This is a genomic window from Bradyrhizobium sp. Leaf396 (genome assembly GCF_001424605.1).
In the GTDB taxonomy this organism is placed as follows: domain Bacteria; phylum Pseudomonadota; class Alphaproteobacteria; order Rhizobiales; family Xanthobacteraceae; genus Bradyrhizobium; species Bradyrhizobium japonicum_C.
The window spans coordinates 318,945-340,943 of record NZ_LMQJ01000034.1; the positions used below are offsets into that span (position 1 = coordinate 318,945).

Consider the following 21,999-nt stretch of genomic DNA (forward strand, 5'->3'; position numbering starts at 1 on the left):
GATTGGCGGGTGACAGCGCCTTTCACCTCTTATATCCGGAGAGACATGGACAGCATCGCGACTGAGCAGAAGGCCGGGGCGGACGATCGCTTCGATACCGCGCGGATCACCGCCGCGGTCGATGCGCTTGCCGAAAAGCATCAGGGACGCGAGGACGCGTTCCGCACGGCGATGGCGCAACTGCTCAAGGCGGAGCTGATCGCCGCGCGCGCCGCCGCACAGGCGATCCTCCTGAAGGACCGCCACGGCCGCCGCTGCGCCGAGCGGCTGTGCCACGTGCAGGACGAGATCATCCGTATCCTGTACTCTGCCGCGACGCGCCATCTGTACCGCTCGCCGATCCCGAGCGGCGCCGAGCGCATGGCGGTGGTGGCGACCGGCGGCTACGGCCGCGGCCTGATGGCGCCGGAATCGGACATCGATCTGCTCTTCATCCTGCCCTACAAGCAGACCGCCTGGGGCGAGCAGGTCGCCGAAGCGATTCTCTATTGTCTCTGGGACATGGGGCTGAAGGTCGGACACGCCACGCGCTCGGTCGATGAATCGATCCGGCAGGCGCGCGGCGACATGACGATCCGCACCGCGATCCTGGAGACGCGCTTCCTCACCGGCGACAAGCCGCTCTATGACGAGCTGGTCGAGCGTTTCGACAAGGAGGTCGTGCAGGGCACCGCGTCTGAATTCGTCACCGCAAAGCTCGCCGAGCGCGAAGAGCGGCACCGCCGCGGCGGCCAGTCACGCTATCTGGTCGAGCCCAATGTCAAGGACGGCAAGGGGGGTTTGCGCGACCTGCACACGCTGTTCTGGATCGCCAAGTACGTCTACCGCGTCCGCGATACGAACGAGCTGGTCGTGCGCGGCGTGTTCGATGCGCAGGAATATCGCTCCTTCCGTCGCTGCGCGGATTTCCTCTGGTCGGTGCGCTGCAATCTGCATTTCCATTGCAACCGCGCCGAAGAGCGCCTCTCCTTCGACCTCCAGCGCGAGATCGCGGTGCGCCTCGGCTACACCTCGCATCCCGGGATGCAGGACGTCGAGCGCTTCATGAAGCACTACTTCCTGGTGGCCAAGGAGGTCGGCAACCTCACCGCCATCCTCTGCGCCAAGCTCGAGGACCAGCAGGCCAAGCCTGCGCCGGTGCTGAGCCGGATGATGGCGCGGCTGCGCCCCAGCACCGTGAAGCGGCGCGTCCCCGACAGCGACGACTTCATCGTCGACAACAACCGCATCAACGTCGCCGCGCCCGACATCTTCAAGCACGATCCGGTCAATCTGATCCGCATCTTCCGCTTGGCGCAAAAGAACAACCTCGCCTTCCACCCGGATGCCATGCGCGACGTGACGCGCTCGCTCGGCCTGATCAACGCCCAGCTTCGCGAGAATCCCGAGGCCAACCGGCTGTTCATGGAGATCCTGACCTCGGACAACGCGGAGATCGTGCTGCGGCGGATGAACGAGACCGGCGTGCTCGGCCACTTCATCCGCGCCTTCGGCAAGATCGTCTCGATGATGCAATTCAACATGTATCATCACTACACCGTCGACGAGCACCTGATCCGCTGCATCGGCTTCCTGCAGGACATCGAGCGCGGCGGCATCGAGGAGTTCGCGCTCGCCAGCGACCTCTTCCGCAAGATCCGGCCCGAGCACCGCGCCGTGATCTACATCGCGACCTTGCTGCACGACGTCGCCAAGGGCAGGCCCGAGGATCACTCGATCGCTGGCGCCAAGGTGGCCCGCCGGCTGTGCCCGCGGCTCGGCTTCAGTCCGGCCGACACCGAGCTCGTGGCCTGGCTGATCGAGGAGCATCTGACGATGTCCACGGTCGCGCAGTCGCGCGATCTTTCGGACCGCAAGACCATCGAGAATTTCGCCGCCGTGGTGCAGTCGGTCGAGCAGATGAAGCTCCTGACCATCCTGACCACGGCCGACATCCGGGGTGTCGGCCCAGGCGTGTGGAACGGCTGGAAGGCGCAGCTTCTGCGCTCGCTCTATTATGAAACCGAGCCGGTGCTCACGGGCGGCTTCTCGGAAGTCGATCGCGGCAAGCGCCTCACGGCCGCCTATGCCGAATTCCGCAACGCCTTTGCCGAATGGCCGGCGGAAGAGCTCGATGCCTATATCGGACGGCACTATCCGGCCTATTGGCTCAAGGTCGAGCTGCCGCGCAAGATCCGCCACGCCCGCTTCGTCCGCTCCAGCGAGCAGGCCGGCCACAAGCTCGCGATCAATGTCGGCTTCGACGAGGTGCGCGGCGTCACCGAGCTGACGATCTTCGCCGCCGACCATCCCTGGCTGCTGTCGATCATCGCCGGCGCCTGTGCCTCGGCCGGCGCCAACATCGTGGACGCCCAGATCTACACCACGACCGACGGCCGCGCGCTCGACACGATCTCGATCTCCCGGGAATACGATCGCGACGAGGACGAGGGAAGGCGCGCCACGCGCATCGGCGAGATGATCGAGGACGTGCTGGAGGGCAAGTTGCGCCTGCCCGAAGCCGTCGCGCGGCGCACCGTGCGCAGCAAGGCGAGGCCGTTCGTGATCGAGCCGGAAGTGACCATCAACAACCAATGGTCCGACCGCTACACCGTGGTCGAGGTCTCCGGCCTCGACCGGCCCGGCCTGCTCTACGAGCTGACCACGGCGATCTCCAAGCTAAACCTCAATATTGCGTCGGCCCATGTCGCGACCTTCGGCGAGCGCGCGCGCGACGTGTTCTACGTCACCGACCTCCTGGGCGCGCAGATCAACGCGCCGACGCGGCAGGCCGCGATCAAGAGCGCGCTGACTCATGTGATGGCTAGCGACAAGGCGGTTCAGCCGGCGGCGTGAGGCCTCTCGTCATTCCGGGGCGCCGCGATAGCGGCGAACCCGGTATCCATTGAGCCAACGGTTACGCGGATAGATGATCCGGGCTCGCGCCTCGCGCGCCCCGGAAGACGATGGGGGAGACCTAAACCTCCACGCCCTCATGCCGCAACAGCCAGCGCTTGCGCTCCAGTCCGCCGCCGTACTTCACCAACGAACCGTTCGCACCGATCAAGCGATGGCAGGGCAGCACCACGCTGATCGGATTTGAGCCGTTGGCATGACCAACGGCGCGGATCGCCCTGGGCATGGCGATCTTTGCCGCGAGCGCGCCATAGCTCATGGTGGTGCCGGCAGGAATCTGCGCGAGCGCAGTCCAGACCTTCTGCTGGAACGGCGTGCCGGCGATGCGCCACGCAATGCCTGCGATCTGACCGAGATCGCCGTCGAAATAGCGCTCCAGCGCAATCCGCATCGCCGTCGGCGCAGGCTGCTCGCGCAGATCCACCGTGCCGTAGTGGAGGCGCAACAGTTCACGCATGCGCTGCTCGTAGTCTTCCCAGTCGAGCGCGCGCAACACGCCTTCGGCATCGGTGACGAGCAGCGCGGTACCGATCGGCGTCGTCACGCGATCGAGGCCGAAGCGGTCGGGCGAGTTGGTTGAACGAGCGGGCATCGCGGCACCAGGCATCGAAACACACCCGTCGCACTTGCCATGCCGGCCGTGCTAACGTCCACCCGAAAGCTGACGCTTCAGGGGAGGTCAACTTGAACCTGATCGCCAATGTCCTGGTGGCGCTGGTCGCGGCACTGCACGTCTTCTTCCTGATCCTGGAGATGTTTCTCTGGGACAGGCCGCAGGGCCTCAAGGTGTTTCGCAACACGCCGGAGAAGGCCGAGATCACGAAGGTGCTGGCCGCCAATCAGGGCCTCTATAACGGCTTCCTCGCCGCCGGCCTGATCTGGGGGCTTGCGCAGGGCAACCCGACCTTCGCATTCCAGATCAAGGTCTTCTTCCTGCTTTGCGTGATCGTGGCCGGTGCTTATGGCGCCGCGACCGTCAGCACGCGGATTCTGATCGTGCAGGCGCTGCCCGCGGCCGTCGCCCTGGTCGCATTGTTTCTCGCCTGAGACGCTACGGCGCAGCGCCGCCATCCTTGCGTAGCGGCAAACCTTCCTCCACAATCTTCGGCAGCGATGGCGACCGTTGCAATCAACGGAGAAAGACCGTCGGCCGATAATTCCGTCAGGAGGAACGACCCAACATGAACAATCGCAGAGCCTTCATAGCTGCCGCAGCGGCGCTCGCCGTCGCGGTCTCCACCAGCCAGGCCCTCGCCCAGAAGAAATACGACACCGGCGCAACCGACACGGAGATCAAGATCGGCCAGACTGTGCCGTTCTCCGGCGCCTATTCGGTCTATGCCAACATCGGCAAGACCCAGGCCGCCTACTTCAAGATGATCAACGATCAGGGCGGCATCAACGGCCGCAAGATCAACCTGATCCAATATGACGACGCCTATTCGCCGCCGAAGACGGTCGAGCAGGTCCGCAAGCTGGTCGAAGGCGACGAGGTCCTGTTCACTTTCCAGCTGATCGGAACTGCCGCGAACGCCGCCGTGCAGAAATACCTCAACGGCAAGAAGATCCCGCAGCTCCTCGCCTCGACGGGTGCCGCGCGCTTCAACGACCCGCAGAACTACCCCTGGACCATGGCCTATAATCCCAATTACGTGTCCGAGGGACGGATCTACGCCAAGTACATTCTCGCCAATCACCCCAACGCCAAGATCGGCGTGCTCTACCAGAACGACGACATGGGCCGCGACTATCTCGCCGGCCTCAAGAGCGGCCTTGGCGACAAGGCCAACATGATCGTCGGCGAGGTGTCCTATGAGGTGACCGATCCGACCGTCGACTCCCAGGTGGTCAAGCTGAAGTCGATGGGCGTCGACCTGTTCTATGACGCCTCAACGCCCAAGTTCGCGGCGCAGGCCATCAAGAAGCTCGCCGACCTCGGCTGGACCCCGGTGCATATCCTCGACATCAACGCGAGCCCGGTGTCGGCGACGCTGAAGCCGGCCGGCCTCGACATTTCCAAAGGCATCATCTCGACGAACTACGGCAAGGACCCGGGCGATCCCCAATGGAAGGACGATCCAGGCGTGAAGGCCTTCTTCGCCTTCATGGACAAGTACTTCCCCGAAGGAGACAAGCTCAACACCATCAACACCTACGCCTATTCGGTGGCAGAACTGCTGGTGCAGGTGCTCAAGCAATGCGGCGACGACCTGACGCGCGAGAACGTCATGAAGCAGGCCGCCAACATCAAGGGCTTCACGCCGAGCCTTGCGCTGCCGGGTATCAAGATCAACACCGGCCCCAACGACTACCGCGTCAACAAGCAGATGCAGATGATGAAGTTCAACGGCGAACGCTGGGAGCTGTTCGGACCGATCATCGAGGACTCGGGCCCGTCGGGCTAGGCTTCGCGATCATTCCGGGATGGCGCGCAAGCGCCAGACCCGGAACCCCGCGATTCCGGGGTCGATGCCTTCGCGTCGCCCCGGAATGACGTTGTCTACTTCGGTATCTCCCCAAAGTTCTTCCCTACCGGCAGCACAGCGTGCCTGATCAGCCGGGAATCCTCCACCGCGGCCTGGCGATGCTTCACCGCCTCGCGGTAGACGGGGTCACGGATCATCTCGACGAAGGCAGCGACGCTCGGATATTCGGCGATGAAGCAATGGTCCCAGCGTTCCTCCTGGGGGCCGATCAGCATCAACTCGAATTTTCCCTGCCAGACGATTCGCCCGCCAAGGCGTTCGAACACCGGGCCGCTCTCGCGGCCATAGGCCGCATAGGCTTCCGCGCCGCTGGCCTTGCGGCCATCGGGGTAGGCCGCTTCTTTCCGCAAGCGCACAAGATTGAGCATGTGGATCGGGCCGGGGCGATCGTTCTCCCGGAATTGCGCGAAGATCTCCTTGGTCGGGTCGATGTGGCCCATTTGTGCTCCCTTCGTGAGGTTCCAAGTCTGCTTTGTGCCGGCGATCCTAGCGCTGCGGCGCTTCAAGCGGAACTGCGGCGGGTGAATGCCGCACCTCCTAATTGCGCGTTAAGGTCCGGGGTAACCGGGCCTTAAACAGCGACCGCTAGCGTGCGGCGGGGCGAGCTGACCGGGCGTATTGCGTATGGCGTGGGGAAAGAAGAAGGGTGCGCGGAAGGAGCCGCTGTTCGGCTTGCCCGCCGCGCTCGCCGATCTGCGCCTCACTCCGGCCGACCGCATTCCCGGCGGTGACGACAAGCCGAAGAAATCTTCCAAGACATCCGCCAAGCGCAAGAGCGACGATGCCGGCAACGAGCCGCCGCGCGAGCGCAAGGCACCCGCCGGTCGCAGCGGCGCCAAGCGCCGCACGAAGTCGCGTGGAGGCTTCGGCCTCGGCCGACTGGTCTATTGGGGCGCGGTGCTGAGCCTGTGGGGCGTCATCGCAGTGATCGGCGTCGTGATCTATGTCGGCGCCCATCTGCCGCCGATCCAGTCGCTGGAAATCCCCAAGCGCCCGCCGACGATCCAGATCGTCGGGATGGACGGCAGCATCCTGGCGCAGCGGGGCGAGATGGCCGGTGCCAATGTCGCGCTGAAGGATTTGCCGCCGTACCTGCCGAAGGCGTTCATCGCCATCGAGGACCGCCGCTTCTACTCGCATTTCGGCATCGATCCCGTCGGCATCCTGCGCGCGCTGGTCACCAACGTGCTCCATCGCGGCGTCTCGCAAGGCGGCTCGACGCTGACGCAGCAGCTCGCCAAGAATCTGTTCCTGACCCAGGAACGCACCATGCGGCGCAAGCTGCAGGAGGTGGAGCTCGCGATCTGGCTGGAGCGCAAGCATTCCAAGAACGAGATTCTGGAGCTCTATCTCAACCGCGTCTATTTCGGCTCCGGCGCCTACGGCGTCGAAGCGGCCGCGCAGAAATATTTCGGCAAGTCGGCCAAGAACGTCACCATTGCCGAGGCCGCGATGCTGGCCGGCCTCGTCAAGTCGCCGTCCCGCCTTGCGCCGAACCGCAACCCGGAAGGTGCCGAAGCGCGGGCGCAGATCGTGCTCGCTGCGATGGCGGATGCGCAGTTCATCACCGACGCGCAGGCGAAGGCCTCGATCGGCCACCCCTCCTACAACGTGAAGCCCGTCGGCGCCGGCACGGTGAACTACGTCGCGGACTGGATCGGCGAGGTGCTGGACGATCTGGTCGGCCAGATCGACGAGAGCATCAAGGTCGAGACCACGATTGATCCGAAGCTGCAGAGCGTTGCGGAAGCCGCGATCATCGACGAGCTCGCGGCCAAGAGCGTGAAGTTCAATGTCAGCCAGGGCGCACTGGTGGCGATGACGCCCGATGGCGCAGTGCGCGCCATGGTGGGCGGGCGAAACTATTCAGACAGCCAGTACAACCGCGCGGTCACCGCCAAGCGGCAGCCCGGCTCCTCGTTCAAGCCGTTCGTCTATCTGACCGCGCTCGAACAGGGGCTGACGCCCGACACCGTCCGCCAGGACGCTCCCATCGAGGTCAAGGGCTGGAAACCCGAGAACTACACCCACGAATATTTCGGAGCGGTGACGCTGACGCAGGCGCTGGCGATGTCGCTCAACACCGTCGCGATCCGTCTCGGGCTCGAGGTCGGGCCGAAGAATGTGGTGCGCACCGCGCACCGGCTCGGCATCTCCTCCAAGCTCGAGCCGAACGCCTCGATCGCGCTTGGAACGTCCGAAGTCTCCATGGTCGAGCTGGTCGGCGCCTACGCGCCGTTCGCCAATGGCGGCCTCGCGGTGGCGCCGCATGTCGTGACGAGGATCAGGACGCTCAGCGGCAAGCTGCTCTACATGCGCCAGCCGGAGGAGCGCAACCAGGTCATCGACACCCGCCATGTCGGCATGATGAACGCGATGATGCGGGAGACGCTGATATCAGGCACCGCCAAGAAGGCCGAGATCCCCGGCTGGCCGGCGGCCGGCAAGACCGGCACCAGTCAGGATTATCGCGACGCCTGGTTCATCGGCTACACTGCAAATCTCGTCACGGGCGTCTGGCTCGGCAACGACGACAACTCGCCGACCAAGAAAGCGACCGGCGGCGGCCTGCCGGTCGAAGTCTGGTCGCGCTTCATGAAGGCGGCGCATGAGGGCGTGCCCGTGGCGGCATTGCCGAGCGTGCCCGGTGGCTGGGGCCTGTCGAACCTCGCGCACGCGGCCTCGCAGGTGTCGCCGCCGACGCCGGCCGCGCCCGGACCAGCTCCGTCCAGCAACGGCGGCTATCGTCCGCCGCCCCCGACGCGCGCGAATGTGCGGCCCGAACCGGCGGCAGGGCTCGACGGGTGGCTGATGGATCGGCTGTTCGGCGGAAACCGATAGCTCGCACTGAGGTTCTGGGTACCTCACGGCGGCGGGTGCGAAAAACAACCCCATGCACAGTAGGCAGCGCTAGCAAGATCAACAGCTTGCGCAGACCACACTGCAGGTGAACCTCGCGCCGTCAGTCCGATGTCATTCGCGCCGCCAGATCTCGCCGTCGGCCTGGCCCTAATCCTCGACACCGTAGCGGTGCAGATCGTTCCCATACGTGTCGAGCCACTTCTTGGCGCGCTCCATCGACGGGCAGATCTTGCCGCACACGCGCCAGAACCGTGCCGAGTGGTTCATCTCGACGAGATGGGCGACCTCGTGGGCGGCGAGATAGTCGAGCACGAAGGGCGGTGCGAGGATCAGACGCCAGGAGAACGACAGCGAGCCGGCAGAGGTACAGGAGCCCCAGCGGCTGGACTGGTCGCGGATCGAAAGCCGCTTGACGCGAACGCCGAGTTCGGCGGCGTAGGCTTCGGCCGAGCGCTGCAGGTCGCGGCGCGCCTCGCGCTTGAGGAAGTCGCTGACGCGGCGGTCGACATGCTCGAGGCCGCCGGCGACGCAGAGGATGCGTTCACCGCTGTCACGCGTCTCGGTCCATACCGTGCCGCGCTGGCCGGCGCGATGAACAATGCGATGCGGCGTGCCGCGCAGCGGTATCACCGTGCCCGGTTGAAATGGTGCTGCCTTCGGCAAGCGGCCGAGACGGGCCGCGATCCACGCGCCGTGCCGTTGCGCAAAGTCCTTTGCCTCGGCCAAGGTGCCGCGCGGGGGCATCGTGAGGATGGCCTCGCGGTCACTTGGATGAATCCGGAGCGTGTAACGGCGCGCGCGGCGGTGCCGGCGCAATCGGATGGCAAAGAATTGCGATCCGTGGGTGATGACGAGGGTCTTCGGTTCGTGGGGCCGACGATAAAGAAGTGCGCGGGTGGCCATGTCTGTCAGTCCGGGGGGCAGGAGAACGCCCGGATTCTGCCATAACCGCCGCCATGGAAAGCGCTCGGCGCAAAAACAAATCATTTGCCCAATATACAGCGGTCAGGCGTCCGGGAGACCCTACAGACTGGGGTTGGAACCGGCTTTTTTCGCCCTCGCTGGACGCATGCGGCACCCCCAAGGGGTGAGGGAAGACTCACTCCTATAAAGCTACCTAAATACCGCGAATCTAGGGGCAATCTTTCCCTGCCGGAGCCTCCGGCAGCGACCCAAATTTCGGCGGGAAAGCCGAAATTGCTGCTTATTCGGCCGCGAGGGCCTGCAACGAGCTCGGATTCGCCGCCGAAACCATGAAGTCATGGATGCGGGGCACGATCTCCGACTTGAAGCGCGAGCCGTTGAACACGCCGTAATGTCCGACGCCCTTCTGGACGTAATGAACGCGGCGATGATCGGGAATCGCGGTGCACAATGTGTGCGTCGCTTCGGTCTGACCAAGACCGGAGATGTCGTCGTTCTCGCCTTCGACCGTCATCAACGCGACGCGCTTGACCTTGGAAGGATCGACGAGGGTTCCGCGATGAGTCATCTCGCCCTTCGGCAACGAGTGCTTCACGAAAACTGTGTCCACGGTCTGCAGGTAATACTCGGCCGAGAGATCCATCACCGCGAGATATTCGTCGTAGAAGTCGCGATGCTTGTCGACGAGATCGCCGTCACCCTTCACCAGATTGGCAAACAGCTGCTTGTGGGCATCCATGTGCCGGTCGAGATTCATGCTGATGAAGCCGTTGAGCTGCAGGAATCCCGGATAGACATCGCGCATCATGCCCGGATGCGGGAACGGCACCTTGGTGATGACGTGATTTCGGAACCAGTCGATGCCGCGCTCCTGGGCGAGATTGTTCACCGCGGTCGGATTGCGGCGGGTGTCGATCGGGCCGCCCATCAGCGTCATCGAGGTCGGCACGAACGGATCGCGCCGCGCTTCCATGATCGAGACGGCCGCGACGACGGGCACGGAAGGCTGGCACACCGCCATCACATGGGTGTTGCCGCCGAGGACGTGCAGCATCTCGATCACGTAGTCGATGTAGTCGTCGAGATCGAAGCGGCCTTCGCTCAAGGGCACCATGCGGGCATCGGCCCAGTCGGTGATGTAGACCTCATGCGCCGGCAGGAAAGCTTCCACCGTGCCCCGCAGCAGCGTCGCATAATGGCCGGACATCGGCGCCACGATCAGCACGCGCGGCTGCGGGCTGCGTAACGGACGGGCGAACTTGCGATCGAAGTAGAGCAGCTTGCAGAACGGCTTCTCCCACACCGAGCGGATCTCGACGGGGACGCGGATGCCGTTGACCTCGGTATCGTTGAGGCCCCATTCAGGCTTTCCATAGCGGCGCGTGGTGCGCTCGAACAATTCGCAGGCCGCGGCAACTGACTTGCCGACCTCGGTGCGCGTCCAGGGATTGAGGGGATTCTGAAACAACAGCTTGGTCGCGTCGGTGACCGCACGTGCCGGATTGAGAGCGGCATGAGCCATCTCGTACATCCAGTACATCGGCGTCGTCAGGACCGGACTGCCTTCTGCAGCCAGGGGCGGCGCGCCGCCAAACTCACCAATGGGCATCGCTATATTCCTCTTCGCATCGCAACATACTGCCGAATGCGTAATATTGCGTCAATGCATGGTTCCGTACATCTACGTAGCCGAAGCAGCCAAATCTGCCTGAATCCACGATAAAGTGACGTTATTCGCCGCCCGCCAGCAGCGAGCCGTGCTCCCTGGCGCTGCGCAAAAGGGCAAGGAATGCCCAAAAAGATGCACCCAAAAGCACTACATTGATGGCCAACGCCTCCAGCATCAGATCGGTTCGGAAGGTGTGCTCGATGAGGAGCGCGCGCATTCCCTCGAAGGCATAGGTCGGCGGCAATGCCCAGGCGACGTATTGCAGCCAGGCCGGCAGCACGCTGACCGGATAGTAGACGCAGGCGAGCGGAAGAATCGCGAACATCAGGGTCCAGACGATGCTCTCGGCGCCGAGGCCGTTTCGCAGCACGAGACCCGAGACGAAGATACCGACCGACCAGCTCGTGAAGATCAGGTTGCAGAAGAACGCGATCAGCGGCAGGCCGAGGGCATAGACGTTGAAGTGAAACAGGAACAGCGCAAGCAGCGTCATCGGAATCACGCCGATCGCGAGCCGGATCAGGCTCATGGCCATCAGCGACAGGAGAAACTCGATCGGCTTCAGCGGACTCATCATGAGATTGCCGAGGTTGCGCGCCCACATCTCCTCCAGGAAGGAGATGGAGAAGCCGAGCTGGCCACGGAACAGGATGTCCCAGAGGATCACGGCGCCGATCAGCGTACCGCCTGCGCGCGCGAAGAAACTGGCATTCTCGGCGATGTAGAGCTGGAGAAAGCCCCAGGTGATGACCTGCAGCGCCGGCCAGTACAAGAGTTCGAGCAGCCGCGGCCAGGACGACAGCAGCAGATACCAATAGCGCAGGATCATCGCGCCGATGCGATGGACGGAGATGCCGCGGTGGAGGGAGGTGTCGGTCATGGCACTCTCCCGCAGCCCGGATGGAGATTTGCTCCCCCTCACCGCGCCGCCTCCTTCGCGCCGTTCACCCGGCCGCGAGCGACGTCCAGAAACACCTCCTCCAGCGTGGTGCGGTTGTAGCGCGCCATGATCGCCTCCGGCGTATCGTCGTCCTCGACGCGGCCGCGCTTCATGATGATGACGCGGTCGCAAAGCCGCTCGACTTCGAGCATGTTGTGCGAGGCGAGGAGGATGGTGGCGTCGTTGTCCCGGCGATACCGCTCCAGATGCGCGCGCACCCAGTCCGCGGTATCGGGGTCGAGCGAAGCGGTCGGCTCGTCCAGGAGCAGCAGCTCAGGCTGGTTGATCAGCGCCTTCGCCAGCGCAACGCGGGTCTTCTGCCCGGCGGAGAGCTTGCCGTTGGCGCGGTCGATGAAGTCGGTGAGGTCGAGATCCTCGGCAAGCTCGGCGATGCGATCGGACAGGTTCTTCACCGCATAGAGCTTGCCGAACACGGTGAGGTTTTGCCGCACGGTGAGCCGCATCGGCATGTCGACATAGGGGCTCTCGAAATTCATCCGCCCCAGCACGGACGCGCTGTCCTCGGGCATCCGATGCCCGAGCACCTGCACGCGGCCGGAGGTCGGCAGCACCAGGCCCATGATCATGGCGATCGTCGTGGTCTTGCCGGCGCCGTTGCCGCCCAGAAGGCCGGTGATGCTGCCGCGCGGAAGCGAGAAGGAGATGTCGTCGACGGCGCGGGTCTGCTTGTAGACCTTGACGAGGTGATCGATCGCGATGGCCGCAGGCGGGCTGCGATCCGCGACAGTCGGCAGGCTTGAAGCCTCGTCATTCTCCGTCATGCTTGCCGTTCTTCTGCTATTGCAGCGAAGAGCGCAAGGCTTGTAATCCTGGATGGTTCCGCGAGCCGCGCGTTTGTGATCGAGAAGGGACCGCCGCATTGGCAGCCATGACCGAAATTGCCGCTTCCGACTTCCGCCACGCGCAGCGGAATATCCGGCTGGACACGATCCTGCGGCTGCGCTGGCTGGCCGTGCTGGGGCAGCTCGCTGCGATCTTCATCGTGGCACAGGGGCTCGAGTTCAACGTCGAGATCGTTCCCTGCGTCAGCATCATCTTTCTGTCGGCAGCGCTCAACCTGGCGCTCCAGACCGCAGCCAATCCCATGCAGCGGCTGGAGCCGATGCAGGCGGCCGGGCTGCTCGCGCTGAACATCGTGGAGCTGGCCGGCCTGTTGTACTTTACCGGCGGATTGCAGAACCCGTTCTCCTTCCTGTTCCTCGCGCCCGTGCTGATCTCCGCCACCGCGCTGCCGGCCCGCTTTACGTTCGGCCTCGGCGTGCTCGCGGTCGCCTGTGCCTCGATCCTGTTCTTCTTCCATTTTTCACTGCCCTGGGATTCCGACGATCCGCTGGTGCTGCCGCCGATCTATCTCGTCGGCGTCTGGCTCTCGATCGTGCTCGCGATCGGCGTCACCAGCCTCTACTCGTTCCAGGTCACCGAAGAGGCGCGCAAGCTCGTGGACGCGCTGGCTGCCACCGAGCTGGTGCTGACGCGCGAGCAGCATCTGACCCAGCTCGACGGCCTTGCTGCCGCGGCCGCGCACGAGCTCGGCACGCCACTCGCGACGATCTTCCTGATCTCGCGCGAGCTGGAAAAGACGGTGAAGGACCCGAGCATCGCCGCCGATCTGAAGACGCTCCGCGAACAGACCCAGCGCTGCCGCGACATCTTGAGCAAGATCACCCAGCTCTCCTCCACCGGCGCGCCGTTCGATCGCATGAAGCTGTCGGAGCTGATCGAGGAGGTGGTGGCCCCGCACCGCGATTTCGGCGTCGAGATCAAGGTGCGGATCGCGGTGACCGCCGCGGCCGAGCCGGTCGGCTCGCGCAATCCCGCGATCCTCTACGGGATCGGCAACATCGTCGAGAACGCGGTCGATTTCGCCCGCACGACAGTCGAGGTGAACGCCTGGTGGAACAAGGATCATATCGAACTCGTGATCTCGGACGACGGACCCGGTATTCCCCCTGATATTCTGAACCGGATCGGCGAGCCCTATCTGTCGCGGCGGCGCACCCAGGATGACGGCGGCAGCGTACGCCGCGGGCTCGGGCTCGGCGTCTTCATCGCGCGCACCCTGCTGGAGCGCACCGGCGCCAAGGTCTCGTTTACCAACCGGACGTTCCCGGACCACGGCGCGGTGGTCCAGATCACGTGGCCCAGGGAGCGTTTTGAGGCTATCGAGAGCCTCGAAGAAACAATAGGATAGGCGCGACCTTGCGTCGCATAACGGGTCAGATCGACGATTTGTCGCCTTGGCACCGCCCGGTCGCGACGCCATATGTCAACGCGCTGGAGAGAGGACAACACCTTGAACGCCATCGCCGAACTGAACGAACAGACCGACCGCTCGCTGCTCATCGTGGAAGACGACAAGCCGTTTCTGGAACGCCTGTCGCGCGCCATGGAGACCCGCGGCTTTTCAGTGACGTCATGCGATACCGTTTCGGACGGACTTGCGCAGATCGGCAAGTCGGCGCCGGCATTCGCCGTGGTGGACTTGCGGCTCGGCGACGGCAACGGCCTTGATGTGGTCTCGGCGCTGAAGAAGAAGCGCCCGGACGCCCGCGCGATCGTGCTGACCGGCTATGGCAACATCGCCACCGCCGTCACCGCGGTGAAGATGGGTGCAATCGATTATCTCTCCAAGCCTGCGGATGCCGACGACGTGGTCGCGGCACTGCTCTCGACCAATGCGGAGAAATCCGAGCTGCCGAGCAACCCGATGTCGGCCGACCGCGTCCGTTGGGAGCACATCCAGCGCATCTATGAAATGTGCAACCGCAACGTCTCGGAGACGGCGCGGCGGCTGAACATGCATCGCCGTACGCTGCAGCGGATTCTGGCCAAGCGCGCGCCGCGGTAATCCCACCCTCACTCTGGGAAGCGCAGATCTCCAGCCTTCATGGCTGAGGCGGAGATGCTCGACGGGGTCAAAGCGTTGCCGCTTTGGCCCGGCTTGGCCATTTGGCGATGGACATCGGCAGCCAGGCCGAATTTGCCCTTCAGGCCGATGAGCTGCCGGGCTTCGCAGCTCCCGGCGCGTACGCTCCTCGCTCAACACGCCTGAAGCCGGTCTGCGGCTGAACGTGCCGGCCCGATGTCCCCTGCGCCATATCGACAAGGCCGGGTGCTGGCGTCGTGCGCCCCTGAACCCGACGTTAACCTCAGGCGGCGGATCATCGCGCCGACCTGACGCGTCGAATAGTCTCGAGAGAACGATGGTTCACCCCACGCCACTGCTTGCATTGCTTTGCTTCTGGACCGTACGCGCGATTGCCGTCGCCGTCATCGCCGTAGCCGCACCGGGTGCGGGGCGCGCGCAGCAAGCCTCCCCGCCGGTCTGGACGGTGCCGGAAGTCGGCGCGCTGCCTGATGACGCTCATGGCCGGCTCGTGCGGCGCGGGCGCGACCTCATCACGGCGACTTACGCCCATATCGGGCCGGAGGTGCCGGACCCAGCCAAGCGTTATGCCGGCAACAATCTCGCCTGCAGCAACTGCCATCTCGAAGCTGGCACGAAAAAATTCGGCTTGCCGATCTTTGGATTGGTCGAGCTCTTCCCGCAATACAGTGCCCGCCTCGGCGCCGAGATCACGATCGAGGATCGTGTGAACTCGTGCATGGCGCGCAGCATGAATGGCCGCGCGCTGCCGCTCGACAGTCCGGAAATGCAGGCCTTCGTGGCTTACATCAAGTTCCTCTCGTCCGGCGTGCCGGCCGGCAAGGCATTGTCAGGACTCGGCACCGGATCGATGCCTGAGCTCGATCGGGCGGCCGACCCCGTTCGTGGCAAGGCGATCTATGCGAACGCTTGTCTCTCCTGTCACAACGAGGACGGCTCCGGAATACGCCGCAGCCTGCCGAGCGTCGATCTCGGCTACATGGTGCCGCCGCTCTGGGGCCCGGACAGTTTCAATGACGGTGCCGGCATGGCGCGGCTGATTACCGCGGCGAACTTCTTGCACTTCAATATGCCGCACGGCACGGACTACCTGAATCCGCAGCTCACGGTCGAGCAGGCGTGGGACGTGGCCGCCTATATGATCTCTCAACCGCGTCCGAGAAAGGCCGGTCTCGACAAGGACTATCCAGACCTGTCGAAGAAGCCGGTCGATACGCCTTACGGACCGTACGCCGATGGATTCGATCAGCAGCAGCACACATACGGACCCTTCGGTCCGATCCGGGCGGCGCACGCCAGGAAGTAGCCGCGACCGTTGGAAACCGGCGCCTCACGCATCACGAGGACTCCCGATTGCGCCGCGCTTCGATCAGCGCGCCCCTATTCCCAGAAATCCGCGTGACCTTGCGGATCGACCAACCGGTTGATCCGCAAGGCTGCGGCCATCGCAAAGCGCACCGTCATCTGCTTGCGCGTGGCGGCAGCGAGCTTGTGCTCGGGCGCCTCGCAATGCAGGTGCGCGCCATAGGCGTCGGCGATGATCAGGCCGGTGTCTTCAGGGAAGATCTCGCACGGCAGATCCTGCGTGAAGGCGAAGAACAGCCGGTCGCAATGGGCGCGGTATTCGTGCCATTTCTGATCGGCGCGCAGATCCTCCACCGAGGATTTGATCTCGACGATCCAGATTTCGCCGCGCTCGTTCAGCGCCACGAGATCGGCGCGCCGGCCTGAGGGCAGCGGCAATTCGCTGATACAGGAGAAGCCGAGCGACCTCAATAGCCGCGCCGTGCCGCGCGCGACCGCAAGCGCGGTCTCGGATTGACGGCGGTCCGGAGGCGGCACGAGCGAGATGTTGCGGGCGGTGTTGTCCATGGAGGCAGGATAACCGATTCCGTCGGCGCGCACACTGCTCGGTAAAGGGAGATCGCATCCTCCCTATCGCCCGGGCTGGAGCGTGATGGCGCACCAGGCGGCGCGCAGGACAGCTAGCTTGGCGGCGCCACCACCACGCCCTCATTGCCGCGCAGATCCAGCACGCCTTCGATTCGCTCATCTTCGCGATCCAGGAACGTCGACAGCAATATCCTGCTGCCGAAACGCATCGCGCTGGTGGTCACCGAAACCGGTTCAGGACCGAGATTGAGTGCCACGATCACCGCGCGACCTTCGGCCTCGCGGCGGTAGATCAGGAGATCGCCCTGCGCGGCGATCGGATGATAATCGCCGGCGACCAGCGGTGGACAGCCCTTCCGCAATGCGATCAGGCGCTTGTAGAGATTGAGAATCGACCGCGAATCGGCTTCCAGATTGGCGACATTCTCGCTGATATGATCCTCCGGCAGCGGCAGCCATGGCCGCACTTGGGAAAAACCGGCGAAGTTCGACGAATCCCATTGCATCGGCGTGCGGCAGCCGTCGCGGCCGACACCGATGCCGGGCACGTTCTTCTCGAATGGATCGCGCACGTCCTCGGGCGCGATCACGAGCTGATGCATGCCGATCTCATCGCCATAATAGAGTGTCGGCGTGCCGCGCAGCGTCAGCAGCAGCATCGCGGCGACACGGGCCTGCTCGGGACCGACGCGGCTCGCCACGCGCGGGCGATCATGATTGCCGAGCACCCAGTTCGGCCAGGCACCGCGCGGCAGCGCCTTCTCGTAATCCTCGATGATCTTCTCGATCGAGCGCGCGCTCCAGAAGGTCGAGAGCAGCGCGAAATTGAACGGCATCTGCGCGCCGGTGAGATCGTTGCCGTAATAGGCCATGAGGCGATGCAGCGGCAGATAGATCTCGCCGATCAGGACGCGCGCGCCATAGGAATCGGTGACACGCCGCATCTCGGCGATGACATCGTGCACCTCCGGCTGGTCGGTCGAGTACTGCGTCAGGATTCTTTCGTTCGGCGGCCGGCCCTCGACGTAATGCGGGTTCGGCGGGTTGTCGCGGAATTCGGCGTCCTTGATCAGGTGCCAGATCACGTCGACGCGAAAACCGTCGACGCCCTTGTCCAGCCAGAACCGCATCACGTCGTAGATGGCGGCGCGGACGTCCGGATTGCGCCAGTTCAGGTCCGGCTGCCGGGCGAGGAAGGCATGATAGTAATACTGACCCGTGGTCTCGTCGAACTGCCACGCACTGCCGCCGAACTCGGACAGCCAGTTGTTCGGCACGCCGCCGCCTTGTGCCGGATCGCGCCAGATGTACCAGTCGCGCCTGGGATTGTCGCGCGAGGACCGGCTTTCGACAAACCAGGGATGTTGGTCCGAGGTGTGGTTCGGCACGAGGTCGAGGATCAGCTTCAGGCCATTGTCATGAGCGGCCGCGAGCAACGCGTCGAAGTCGGCCATCGTGCCGAACAGCGGCTCGATGCCGATATAATCGGAGATGTCGTAGCCGAAATCGGCCATCGGCGAGGGAAAGATCGGCGACAGCCAGATCGCGTCGACGCCCAACGATTTCACGTAAGGCAGCCTACGCAGGATACCGGCGAGGTCGCCGACGCCATCACCGCCGGAGTCCTGAAACGAGCGCGGATAGATCTGATAGAAGATGCCGTCGCGCCACCAATTCTCGTTGCCGTGAGCCATAGACCACCCGAAATCTGCCGCCTTGCGCGAGAGAACGCCACAGCAACGCCCCGGTTCAAATTGCAGGGCCAATTGGGACGGCCCTGTGACATTTGTTCCGGAAGAGCGGTCCGAATCTTTTGCTTGGCGGCCCGGCAAAAATCGGCATTGTGAGGCCATGACCGAGCAAAACGACACCAAAGCCAAGGCGGGCGCGATCATCGTTCCCGTGACGCTGTTCGAGCAGAACTGCACCATCATCTGGGACGAGCCTTCCAAGAAGGCCGTGGTGATCGATCCAGGCGGGGACGTCCCGAAGATCCTGGACGCGATCAAGCAGACCGGCGTCACCGTGGAGAAGATCTGGCTCACCCACGGCCATATCGATCATGTCGGCGGCGCGGCCGAGCTGCGCGATGCGCTGGGGGTGCCGATCGAAGGTCCGCATGCCGCGGACAAGTTCCTGCTCGACAATGTCGTCGCGAGCGGAGCGCGCTTCGGCATGACCGGAGGGCGCGATTTCACGCCTGATCGCTGGCTCGACGAGGGCGACAGCGTGTCGATCGGCGGCCTGCAGTTCGACATCCTGCATTGCCCGGGTCATTCGCCCGGCAGCGTCGTGTTCTTCAACAAGGATTTGCGCTTTGCCCATGTCGGCGATGTCCTGTTCGCCGGCTCGGTCGGCCGCACCGATCTGCCCGGCGGCAGTCACGCCACGCTGATCAACTCGATTCTCACCAAGCTGCTGCCGCTCGGCGACGATGTCGGTTTCATCTGCGGCCACGGCGCCGGCTCGAGCATCGGCCAGGAGCGGATGACCAATCCGTTCATCACCGGCGAGATGTAAGCGCTACGCGATGGCGGCCACCGCGCGGCCGTCTCGAACTCCGCCGTCATTTCGGGGCGACCTCGGGGCTACTTCATCAAGCCCGCTGCCGTCAGCGCCCGCGTGATGATCTGACCGATATCCAAGCCGCCTGTCTTCTCGCGCTGCGGCTCGACCGGCGCTTCGGCAATCGTGGTGCGGATCGAGCGGGCGAGATGCGGCGCGGAGGTCAGCGCCGGCTTGGTTGCAGGCTTTGTCGCGGGTTTGGCTTCCGCCTTTGCGGCGTCGGCAATCCAGCCGGTGAGGCCGAAGAACTTTGCGATATGGTAGGATGAGGAAATGCCGGCCTCGATCAGGAATGCGCCTTCGACGCCGTAGCGCTGATCGTTGTCGGCAAGGCCAAGCGGCGTGCCGTGCGCCATGTCGGTGATGGCATAGGACTCGACCAGCGTCTCGCCGTCCCTGTCCCACCACGCCTGGCGCGGATAGCCGTCGACGATCGTCTCCGCCATCGGCGCGTCAACGGACAGATCGTGCAAATCCAGCCATTGCTTGACGATCTCATTGGCATTGCCGGGATTGACGGTGCGGTCGGCGCTGCCGTGCCAGACCGAGACCTTCGGCCAGGGCCCCCGATGATCGGAGGCGCTGCGCACGAGGTCGCCGAGCTCGCGCGCCGGACGCGCGGGCGAATGGAACATGCCGTCGAGCGCCTCGCGCAGATTGGAGGCGATGCCATAGGGCAGTCCGGCAATGACCGCGCCGGCCGCAAAGACTTCCGGATAGGTCGCGAGCATCACCGACGTCATGCCGCCGCCGGCCGACAGGCCGGTGATGAAGACGCGCTTGGGGTCGATGCGATGCGCTTTCACCATGTACGCGATCATCTCGCGGATCGAGCGCGGCTCGCCGCTGTCCCGCGCGGTGTCTTCAGGATTGAACCAGTTGAAGCAGGTGTTGGCGTTGTTGGCGCGCTGCTGCTGGGGCATCACCAGCGCAAAGCCATAGTGTCTTGCCAGCGTCGACCAGCCCGCGCCGAGGTCGTAAGCGGCCGCCGTCTGTCCGCAGCCATGCAGCACGACGACGAGCGCGCGCGGCTTCTGCCATTCGGCCGGCACGAACGCGAACATGCGCAAGGCGCCGGGATTGTCACCGAAATCCGTGACCTCTTGCAGCGGACTGGATGAATCCGGGCTGCGGCCTGGCCCGGCAAAACGCAGTCCGTCCAGCCTGGGCAGGCGTCTCAAGAGATCGATGTTCTTGGCTAGCGACACGGCGGCTTCCTGGTGGGCGACGTTCAACGTCCAGCCCAAGCAGATAGTTGCTGCGCTGCAAAATAAAAAGGCCGTGCGCGGTCAATCGCGGCGAAAAGCGCGGAAATGGCGCCGAATCTGCACGTATTAACCGCAATGCCTCAACTTCTTGCTCCGGCGCGGCGAGTCCACAGCAGAAACGTGGCGCAGATCATGATGAATGTCACAAAGAGGGCGAGCGATACCAGGAATCCCGCGCGCGCTGATTGCAGCGCTTCGCCCGCGAAGAACACCGCGCCGATTGCGGCCACACCGGCCGCATTTCCGATCTGCGCCGTCGTGCCGTACATGCCGGAGGCCGAGCCTGCGGCACCAGGTTTTACGGTCGAAAGCACGGCCCCGGACAGTGGCGCCATCACCAGACCCTGACCATAGCCGAAGATGATCATGGTAAGCGCCAGCGCAAGCGCCGTCGGCTGCTCGGCATGGACCGAAACGATCGCGAGCGCCGCGAGGCCTACGATCTGAAGTGCGCAGCCTTCGAGCAGAACCTTGGTGCCGCGATGGCGCGCCCGCACCCCGCTGTGGCGCGAAGCCGCGACGAATGCAATCGCGAGCGGAATGAATGCCATGCCGGCTGCGAGCGGCGGGATGTTCAGGCCACGCTGCATGAACAGCGTCATCACCAGATAGAACGAGAGATTGGCGAAGAAGAAAAAGAACACGGCGCCGAGACCGCGCATGAAGGCGGCGTCCGCCAGCAGCGCGAGATCGATCAGCGGCATGCCGCCGGCGCGTGCGACCGCCTGCTCCAGCTTCAGGAACGCAATGAGAATCAAGCCGCCGATGGCCATCATCGCCCAGAGCCAGGGCGCCCAGCCGACATCGTGCCCGAACAGCAACGGACCGATCAGGCACAACAGTCCCGCGAACAGCACCACGCTGCCCTTGATGTCGAGCTTCGTGTCGGCGCGGCGCGATGTCGATGGCATGATGCGCCAGGCCGCGGCCGCGATGACGAGGCCGCACGGCACGTTGATGAAGAATACCGAGCGCCAGCCGGTGCCGGCGAGATCGACCGTGAGCAGAAGGCCACCGAGCAGGAAGCCCGCGGCGCCGGCAAGCCCGAGCACGATGCCGTAAACGGCGAAGGCGCGATTGCGCGCCTCGTCAGTGAACAGCAGATGCAGCATCGCCAGCACCTGAGGCACCATCAGCGCCGCGGTGGCGCCCTGCGCCAGCCGCGCGATGATCAGTTCGAGGCCGGATTGCGCGAGGCCGCACCACAGCGAGGTCAGGGTGAAGCCGAGCACGCCCGCCAGGAACAGGTTCTTGGTGCCGTGAATGTCGCCGAGGCGGCCGCCGGTGACGACGAGGGTTGCATAGGCGATCAGATAGATCGCCACGACGGACTCGATCTCTGCCGACGTCGCGTGCAGGTCGATGGCGATTGTGGGAATGGCAACGTTGACCACGAAGGCATCGACGCCGAACATGAACTGGGCGGCCACGACGATGGCCAGCACCCACCAGCGGCAGGACGAATCGATTTGCCTTGTGACGATCTGGTGCATTGGCGCACGGCTCTGGAACCTGTCTGTTCTCAGGATTTCAGATCGCACAGGGTATCGCGATTACCTCGCAGGTAAGGACGCTGCACGCATGACCGC

At 64.3% G+C, this 21,999-nt stretch carries 18 protein-coding genes; 8 read left to right on the forward strand and 10 right to left on the reverse strand.

Annotated elements, in window-relative coordinates; translation table 11 throughout:
* Positions 1-45 precede the first annotated feature (45 nt).
* Positions 46-2,835, forward strand: a complete 2,790-nt coding sequence (locus ASG57_RS26165) for a [protein-PII] uridylyltransferase (RefSeq protein WP_024336933.1) — start codon at positions 46-48, stop codon at positions 2,833-2,835.
* A 121-nt stretch (positions 2,836-2,956) separates the two neighbouring features.
* On the opposite strand, the gene ASG57_RS26170 is transcribed toward ASG57_RS26165, so the two are convergent.
* A complete protein-coding gene (locus ASG57_RS26170) occupies positions 2,957-3,487 on the reverse strand; it encodes a methylated-DNA--[protein]-cysteine S-methyltransferase (protein ID WP_057198241.1) in 531 nt (176 codons plus the stop codon).
* Positions 3,488-3,585: 98 nt separating this feature from the next.
* Between ASG57_RS26170 and ASG57_RS26175 the strand changes: the two genes are divergently transcribed.
* Both ASG57_RS26175 and ASG57_RS26180 read left to right on the forward strand, forming a co-directional pair.
* On the forward strand, positions 3,586-3,942 hold the full coding sequence (locus tag ASG57_RS26175; RefSeq protein WP_200948587.1) for a DUF1304 domain-containing protein: 357 nt from the start codon (positions 3,586-3,588) through the stop codon (positions 3,940-3,942).
* Between the two features lie 134 nt (positions 3,943-4,076).
* Entirely contained in the window at positions 4,077-5,300 is a 1,224-nt protein-coding gene (locus ASG57_RS26180) for an ABC transporter substrate-binding protein (RefSeq protein WP_024336930.1), read from the forward strand.
* A gap of 95 nt (positions 5,301-5,395) precedes the next feature.
* On the opposite strand, the gene ASG57_RS26185 is transcribed toward ASG57_RS26180, so the two are convergent.
* The gene (locus ASG57_RS26185) at positions 5,396-5,821 is read right to left on the reverse strand and encodes a DUF1330 domain-containing protein (protein WP_057198131.1); all 426 of its coding nucleotides are present in this window, start codon (positions 5,819-5,821) and stop codon (positions 5,396-5,398) included.
* Between the two features lie 184 nt (positions 5,822-6,005).
* Here ASG57_RS26185 and ASG57_RS26190 point away from each other — a divergent pair, with 184 nt between their 5' ends.
* Positions 6,006-8,222: a transglycosylase domain-containing protein gene (locus tag ASG57_RS26190; protein ID WP_024336928.1), complete on the forward strand. Its 2,217-nt coding sequence runs from the start codon at positions 6,006-6,008 to the stop codon at positions 8,220-8,222.
* A gap of 168 nt (positions 8,223-8,390) precedes the next feature.
* Here ASG57_RS26190 and ASG57_RS26195 read toward each other — a convergent pair whose 3' ends face one another.
* From ASG57_RS26195 to ASG57_RS26210, 4 genes are all read right to left on the reverse strand, one after another.
* The gene (locus tag ASG57_RS26195) at positions 8,391-9,230 is read right to left on the reverse strand and encodes a M48 family metallopeptidase (protein WP_024336927.1); all 840 of its coding nucleotides are present in this window, start codon (positions 9,228-9,230) and stop codon (positions 8,391-8,393) included.
* 217 nt (positions 9,231-9,447) lie between these two features.
* On the reverse strand, positions 9,448-10,776 hold the full coding sequence (locus ASG57_RS26200) for a polyhydroxyalkanoate depolymerase (protein WP_024336926.1): 1,329 nt from the start codon (positions 10,774-10,776) through the stop codon (positions 9,448-9,450).
* 121 nt (positions 10,777-10,897) lie between these two features.
* Positions 10,898-11,716 (reverse strand): ABC transporter permease, encoded by an 819-nt coding sequence (locus ASG57_RS26205; RefSeq protein WP_024336925.1) that lies wholly within the window; start codon positions 11,714-11,716, stop codon positions 10,898-10,900.
* 38 nt (positions 11,717-11,754) lie between these two features.
* Positions 11,755-12,558: an ABC transporter ATP-binding protein gene (locus ASG57_RS26210; RefSeq protein ID WP_057198133.1), complete on the reverse strand. Its 804-nt coding sequence runs from the start codon at positions 12,556-12,558 to the stop codon at positions 11,755-11,757.
* Between the two features lie 107 nt (positions 12,559-12,665).
* Between ASG57_RS26210 and ASG57_RS26215 the strand changes: the two genes are divergently transcribed.
* From ASG57_RS26215 to ASG57_RS26225, 3 genes are all read left to right on the forward strand, one after another.
* A complete protein-coding gene (locus tag ASG57_RS26215; protein ID WP_024336923.1) occupies positions 12,666-13,988 on the forward strand; it encodes an ActS/PrrB/RegB family redox-sensitive histidine kinase in 1,323 nt (440 codons plus the stop codon).
* A gap of 102 nt (positions 13,989-14,090) precedes the next feature.
* The gene (locus tag ASG57_RS26220) at positions 14,091-14,645 is read left to right on the forward strand and encodes an ActR/PrrA/RegA family redox response regulator transcription factor (RefSeq protein ID WP_024336922.1); all 555 of its coding nucleotides are present in this window, start codon (positions 14,091-14,093) and stop codon (positions 14,643-14,645) included.
* A gap of 355 nt (positions 14,646-15,000) precedes the next feature.
* Entirely contained in the window at positions 15,001-15,990 is a 990-nt protein-coding gene (locus ASG57_RS26225) for a c-type cytochrome (RefSeq protein ID WP_024336921.1), read from the forward strand.
* A 74-nt stretch (positions 15,991-16,064) separates the two neighbouring features.
* On the opposite strand, the gene ASG57_RS26230 is transcribed toward ASG57_RS26225, so the two are convergent.
* Positions 16,065-16,556 carry an MmcB family DNA repair protein gene (locus tag ASG57_RS26230; RefSeq protein WP_057198243.1) on the reverse strand — a complete coding sequence of 164 codons (492 nt, stop codon included), beginning with the start codon at positions 16,554-16,556 and terminating at the stop codon, positions 16,065-16,067.
* Between the two features lie 113 nt (positions 16,557-16,669).
* Entirely contained in the window at positions 16,670-18,271 is a 1,602-nt protein-coding gene (locus ASG57_RS26235; RefSeq protein WP_057198136.1) for an alpha-amylase family glycosyl hydrolase, read from the reverse strand.
* A gap of 157 nt (positions 18,272-18,428) precedes the next feature.
* On the opposite strand from ASG57_RS26235, the gene ASG57_RS26240 reads away from it, so the two are divergent.
* Positions 18,429-19,097, forward strand: coding sequence for an MBL fold metallo-hydrolase (locus ASG57_RS26240; protein ID WP_024336918.1), 669 nt, complete (start codon positions 18,429-18,431; stop codon positions 19,095-19,097).
* Positions 19,098-19,165: 68 nt separating this feature from the next.
* On the opposite strand, the gene ASG57_RS26245 is transcribed toward ASG57_RS26240, so the two are convergent.
* Entirely contained in the window at positions 19,166-20,350 is a 1,185-nt protein-coding gene (locus ASG57_RS26245) for an extracellular catalytic domain type 1 short-chain-length polyhydroxyalkanoate depolymerase (RefSeq protein ID WP_024336917.1), read from the reverse strand.
* Positions 20,351-20,490: 140 nt separating this feature from the next.
* Positions 20,491-21,903, reverse strand: coding sequence for an MFS transporter (locus tag ASG57_RS26250; RefSeq protein ID WP_057198137.1), 1,413 nt, complete (start codon positions 21,901-21,903; stop codon positions 20,491-20,493).
* Between the last annotated feature and the right edge of the window lie 96 nt (positions 21,904-21,999).

Excerpts from the sequence above, each read along its gene's own strand:
- ASG57_RS26165 (WP_024336933.1), top strand. The coding sequence starts at position 46 with ATGGACAGCATCGCGACTGAGCAGAAGGCCGGGGCGGACGATCGCTTC.
- ASG57_RS26205 (WP_024336925.1), bottom strand. The coding sequence starts at position 11,716 with ATGACCGACACCTCCCTCCACCGCGGCATCTCCGTCCATCGCATCGGC.
- ASG57_RS26185 (WP_057198131.1), bottom strand. The coding sequence starts at position 5,821 with ATGGGCCACATCGACCCGACCAAGGAGATCTTCGCGCAATTCCGGGAG.
- ASG57_RS26215 (WP_024336923.1), top strand. The coding sequence starts at position 12,666 with ATGACCGAAATTGCCGCTTCCGACTTCCGCCACGCGCAGCGGAATATC.
- ASG57_RS26240 (WP_024336918.1), top strand. The coding sequence starts at position 18,429 with ATGACCGAGCAAAACGACACCAAAGCCAAGGCGGGCGCGATCATCGTT.
- ASG57_RS26190 (WP_024336928.1), top strand. The coding sequence starts at position 6,006 with ATGGCGTGGGGAAAGAAGAAGGGTGCGCGGAAGGAGCCGCTGTTCGGC.
- ASG57_RS26225 (WP_024336921.1), top strand. The coding sequence starts at position 15,001 with ATGGTTCACCCCACGCCACTGCTTGCATTGCTTTGCTTCTGGACCGTA.
- ASG57_RS26195 (WP_024336927.1), bottom strand. The coding sequence starts at position 9,230 with ATGATTTGTTTTTGCGCCGAGCGCTTTCCATGGCGGCGGTTATGGCAG.
- ASG57_RS26170 (WP_057198241.1), bottom strand. The coding sequence starts at position 3,487 with ATGCCCGCTCGTTCAACCAACTCGCCCGACCGCTTCGGCCTCGATCGC.
- ASG57_RS26230 (WP_057198243.1), bottom strand. The coding sequence starts at position 16,556 with ATGGACAACACCGCCCGCAACATCTCGCTCGTGCCGCCTCCGGACCGC.
- ASG57_RS26235 (WP_057198136.1), bottom strand. The coding sequence starts at position 18,271 with ATGGCTCACGGCAACGAGAATTGGTGGCGCGACGGCATCTTCTATCAG.
- ASG57_RS26210 (WP_057198133.1), bottom strand. The coding sequence starts at position 12,558 with ATGACGGAGAATGACGAGGCTTCAAGCCTGCCGACTGTCGCGGATCGC.
- ASG57_RS26180 (WP_024336930.1), top strand. The coding sequence starts at position 4,077 with ATGAACAATCGCAGAGCCTTCATAGCTGCCGCAGCGGCGCTCGCCGTC.
- ASG57_RS26250 (WP_057198137.1), bottom strand. The coding sequence starts at position 21,903 with ATGCACCAGATCGTCACAAGGCAAATCGATTCGTCCTGCCGCTGGTGG.
- ASG57_RS26200 (WP_024336926.1), bottom strand. The coding sequence starts at position 10,776 with ATGCCCATTGGTGAGTTTGGCGGCGCGCCGCCCCTGGCTGCAGAAGGC.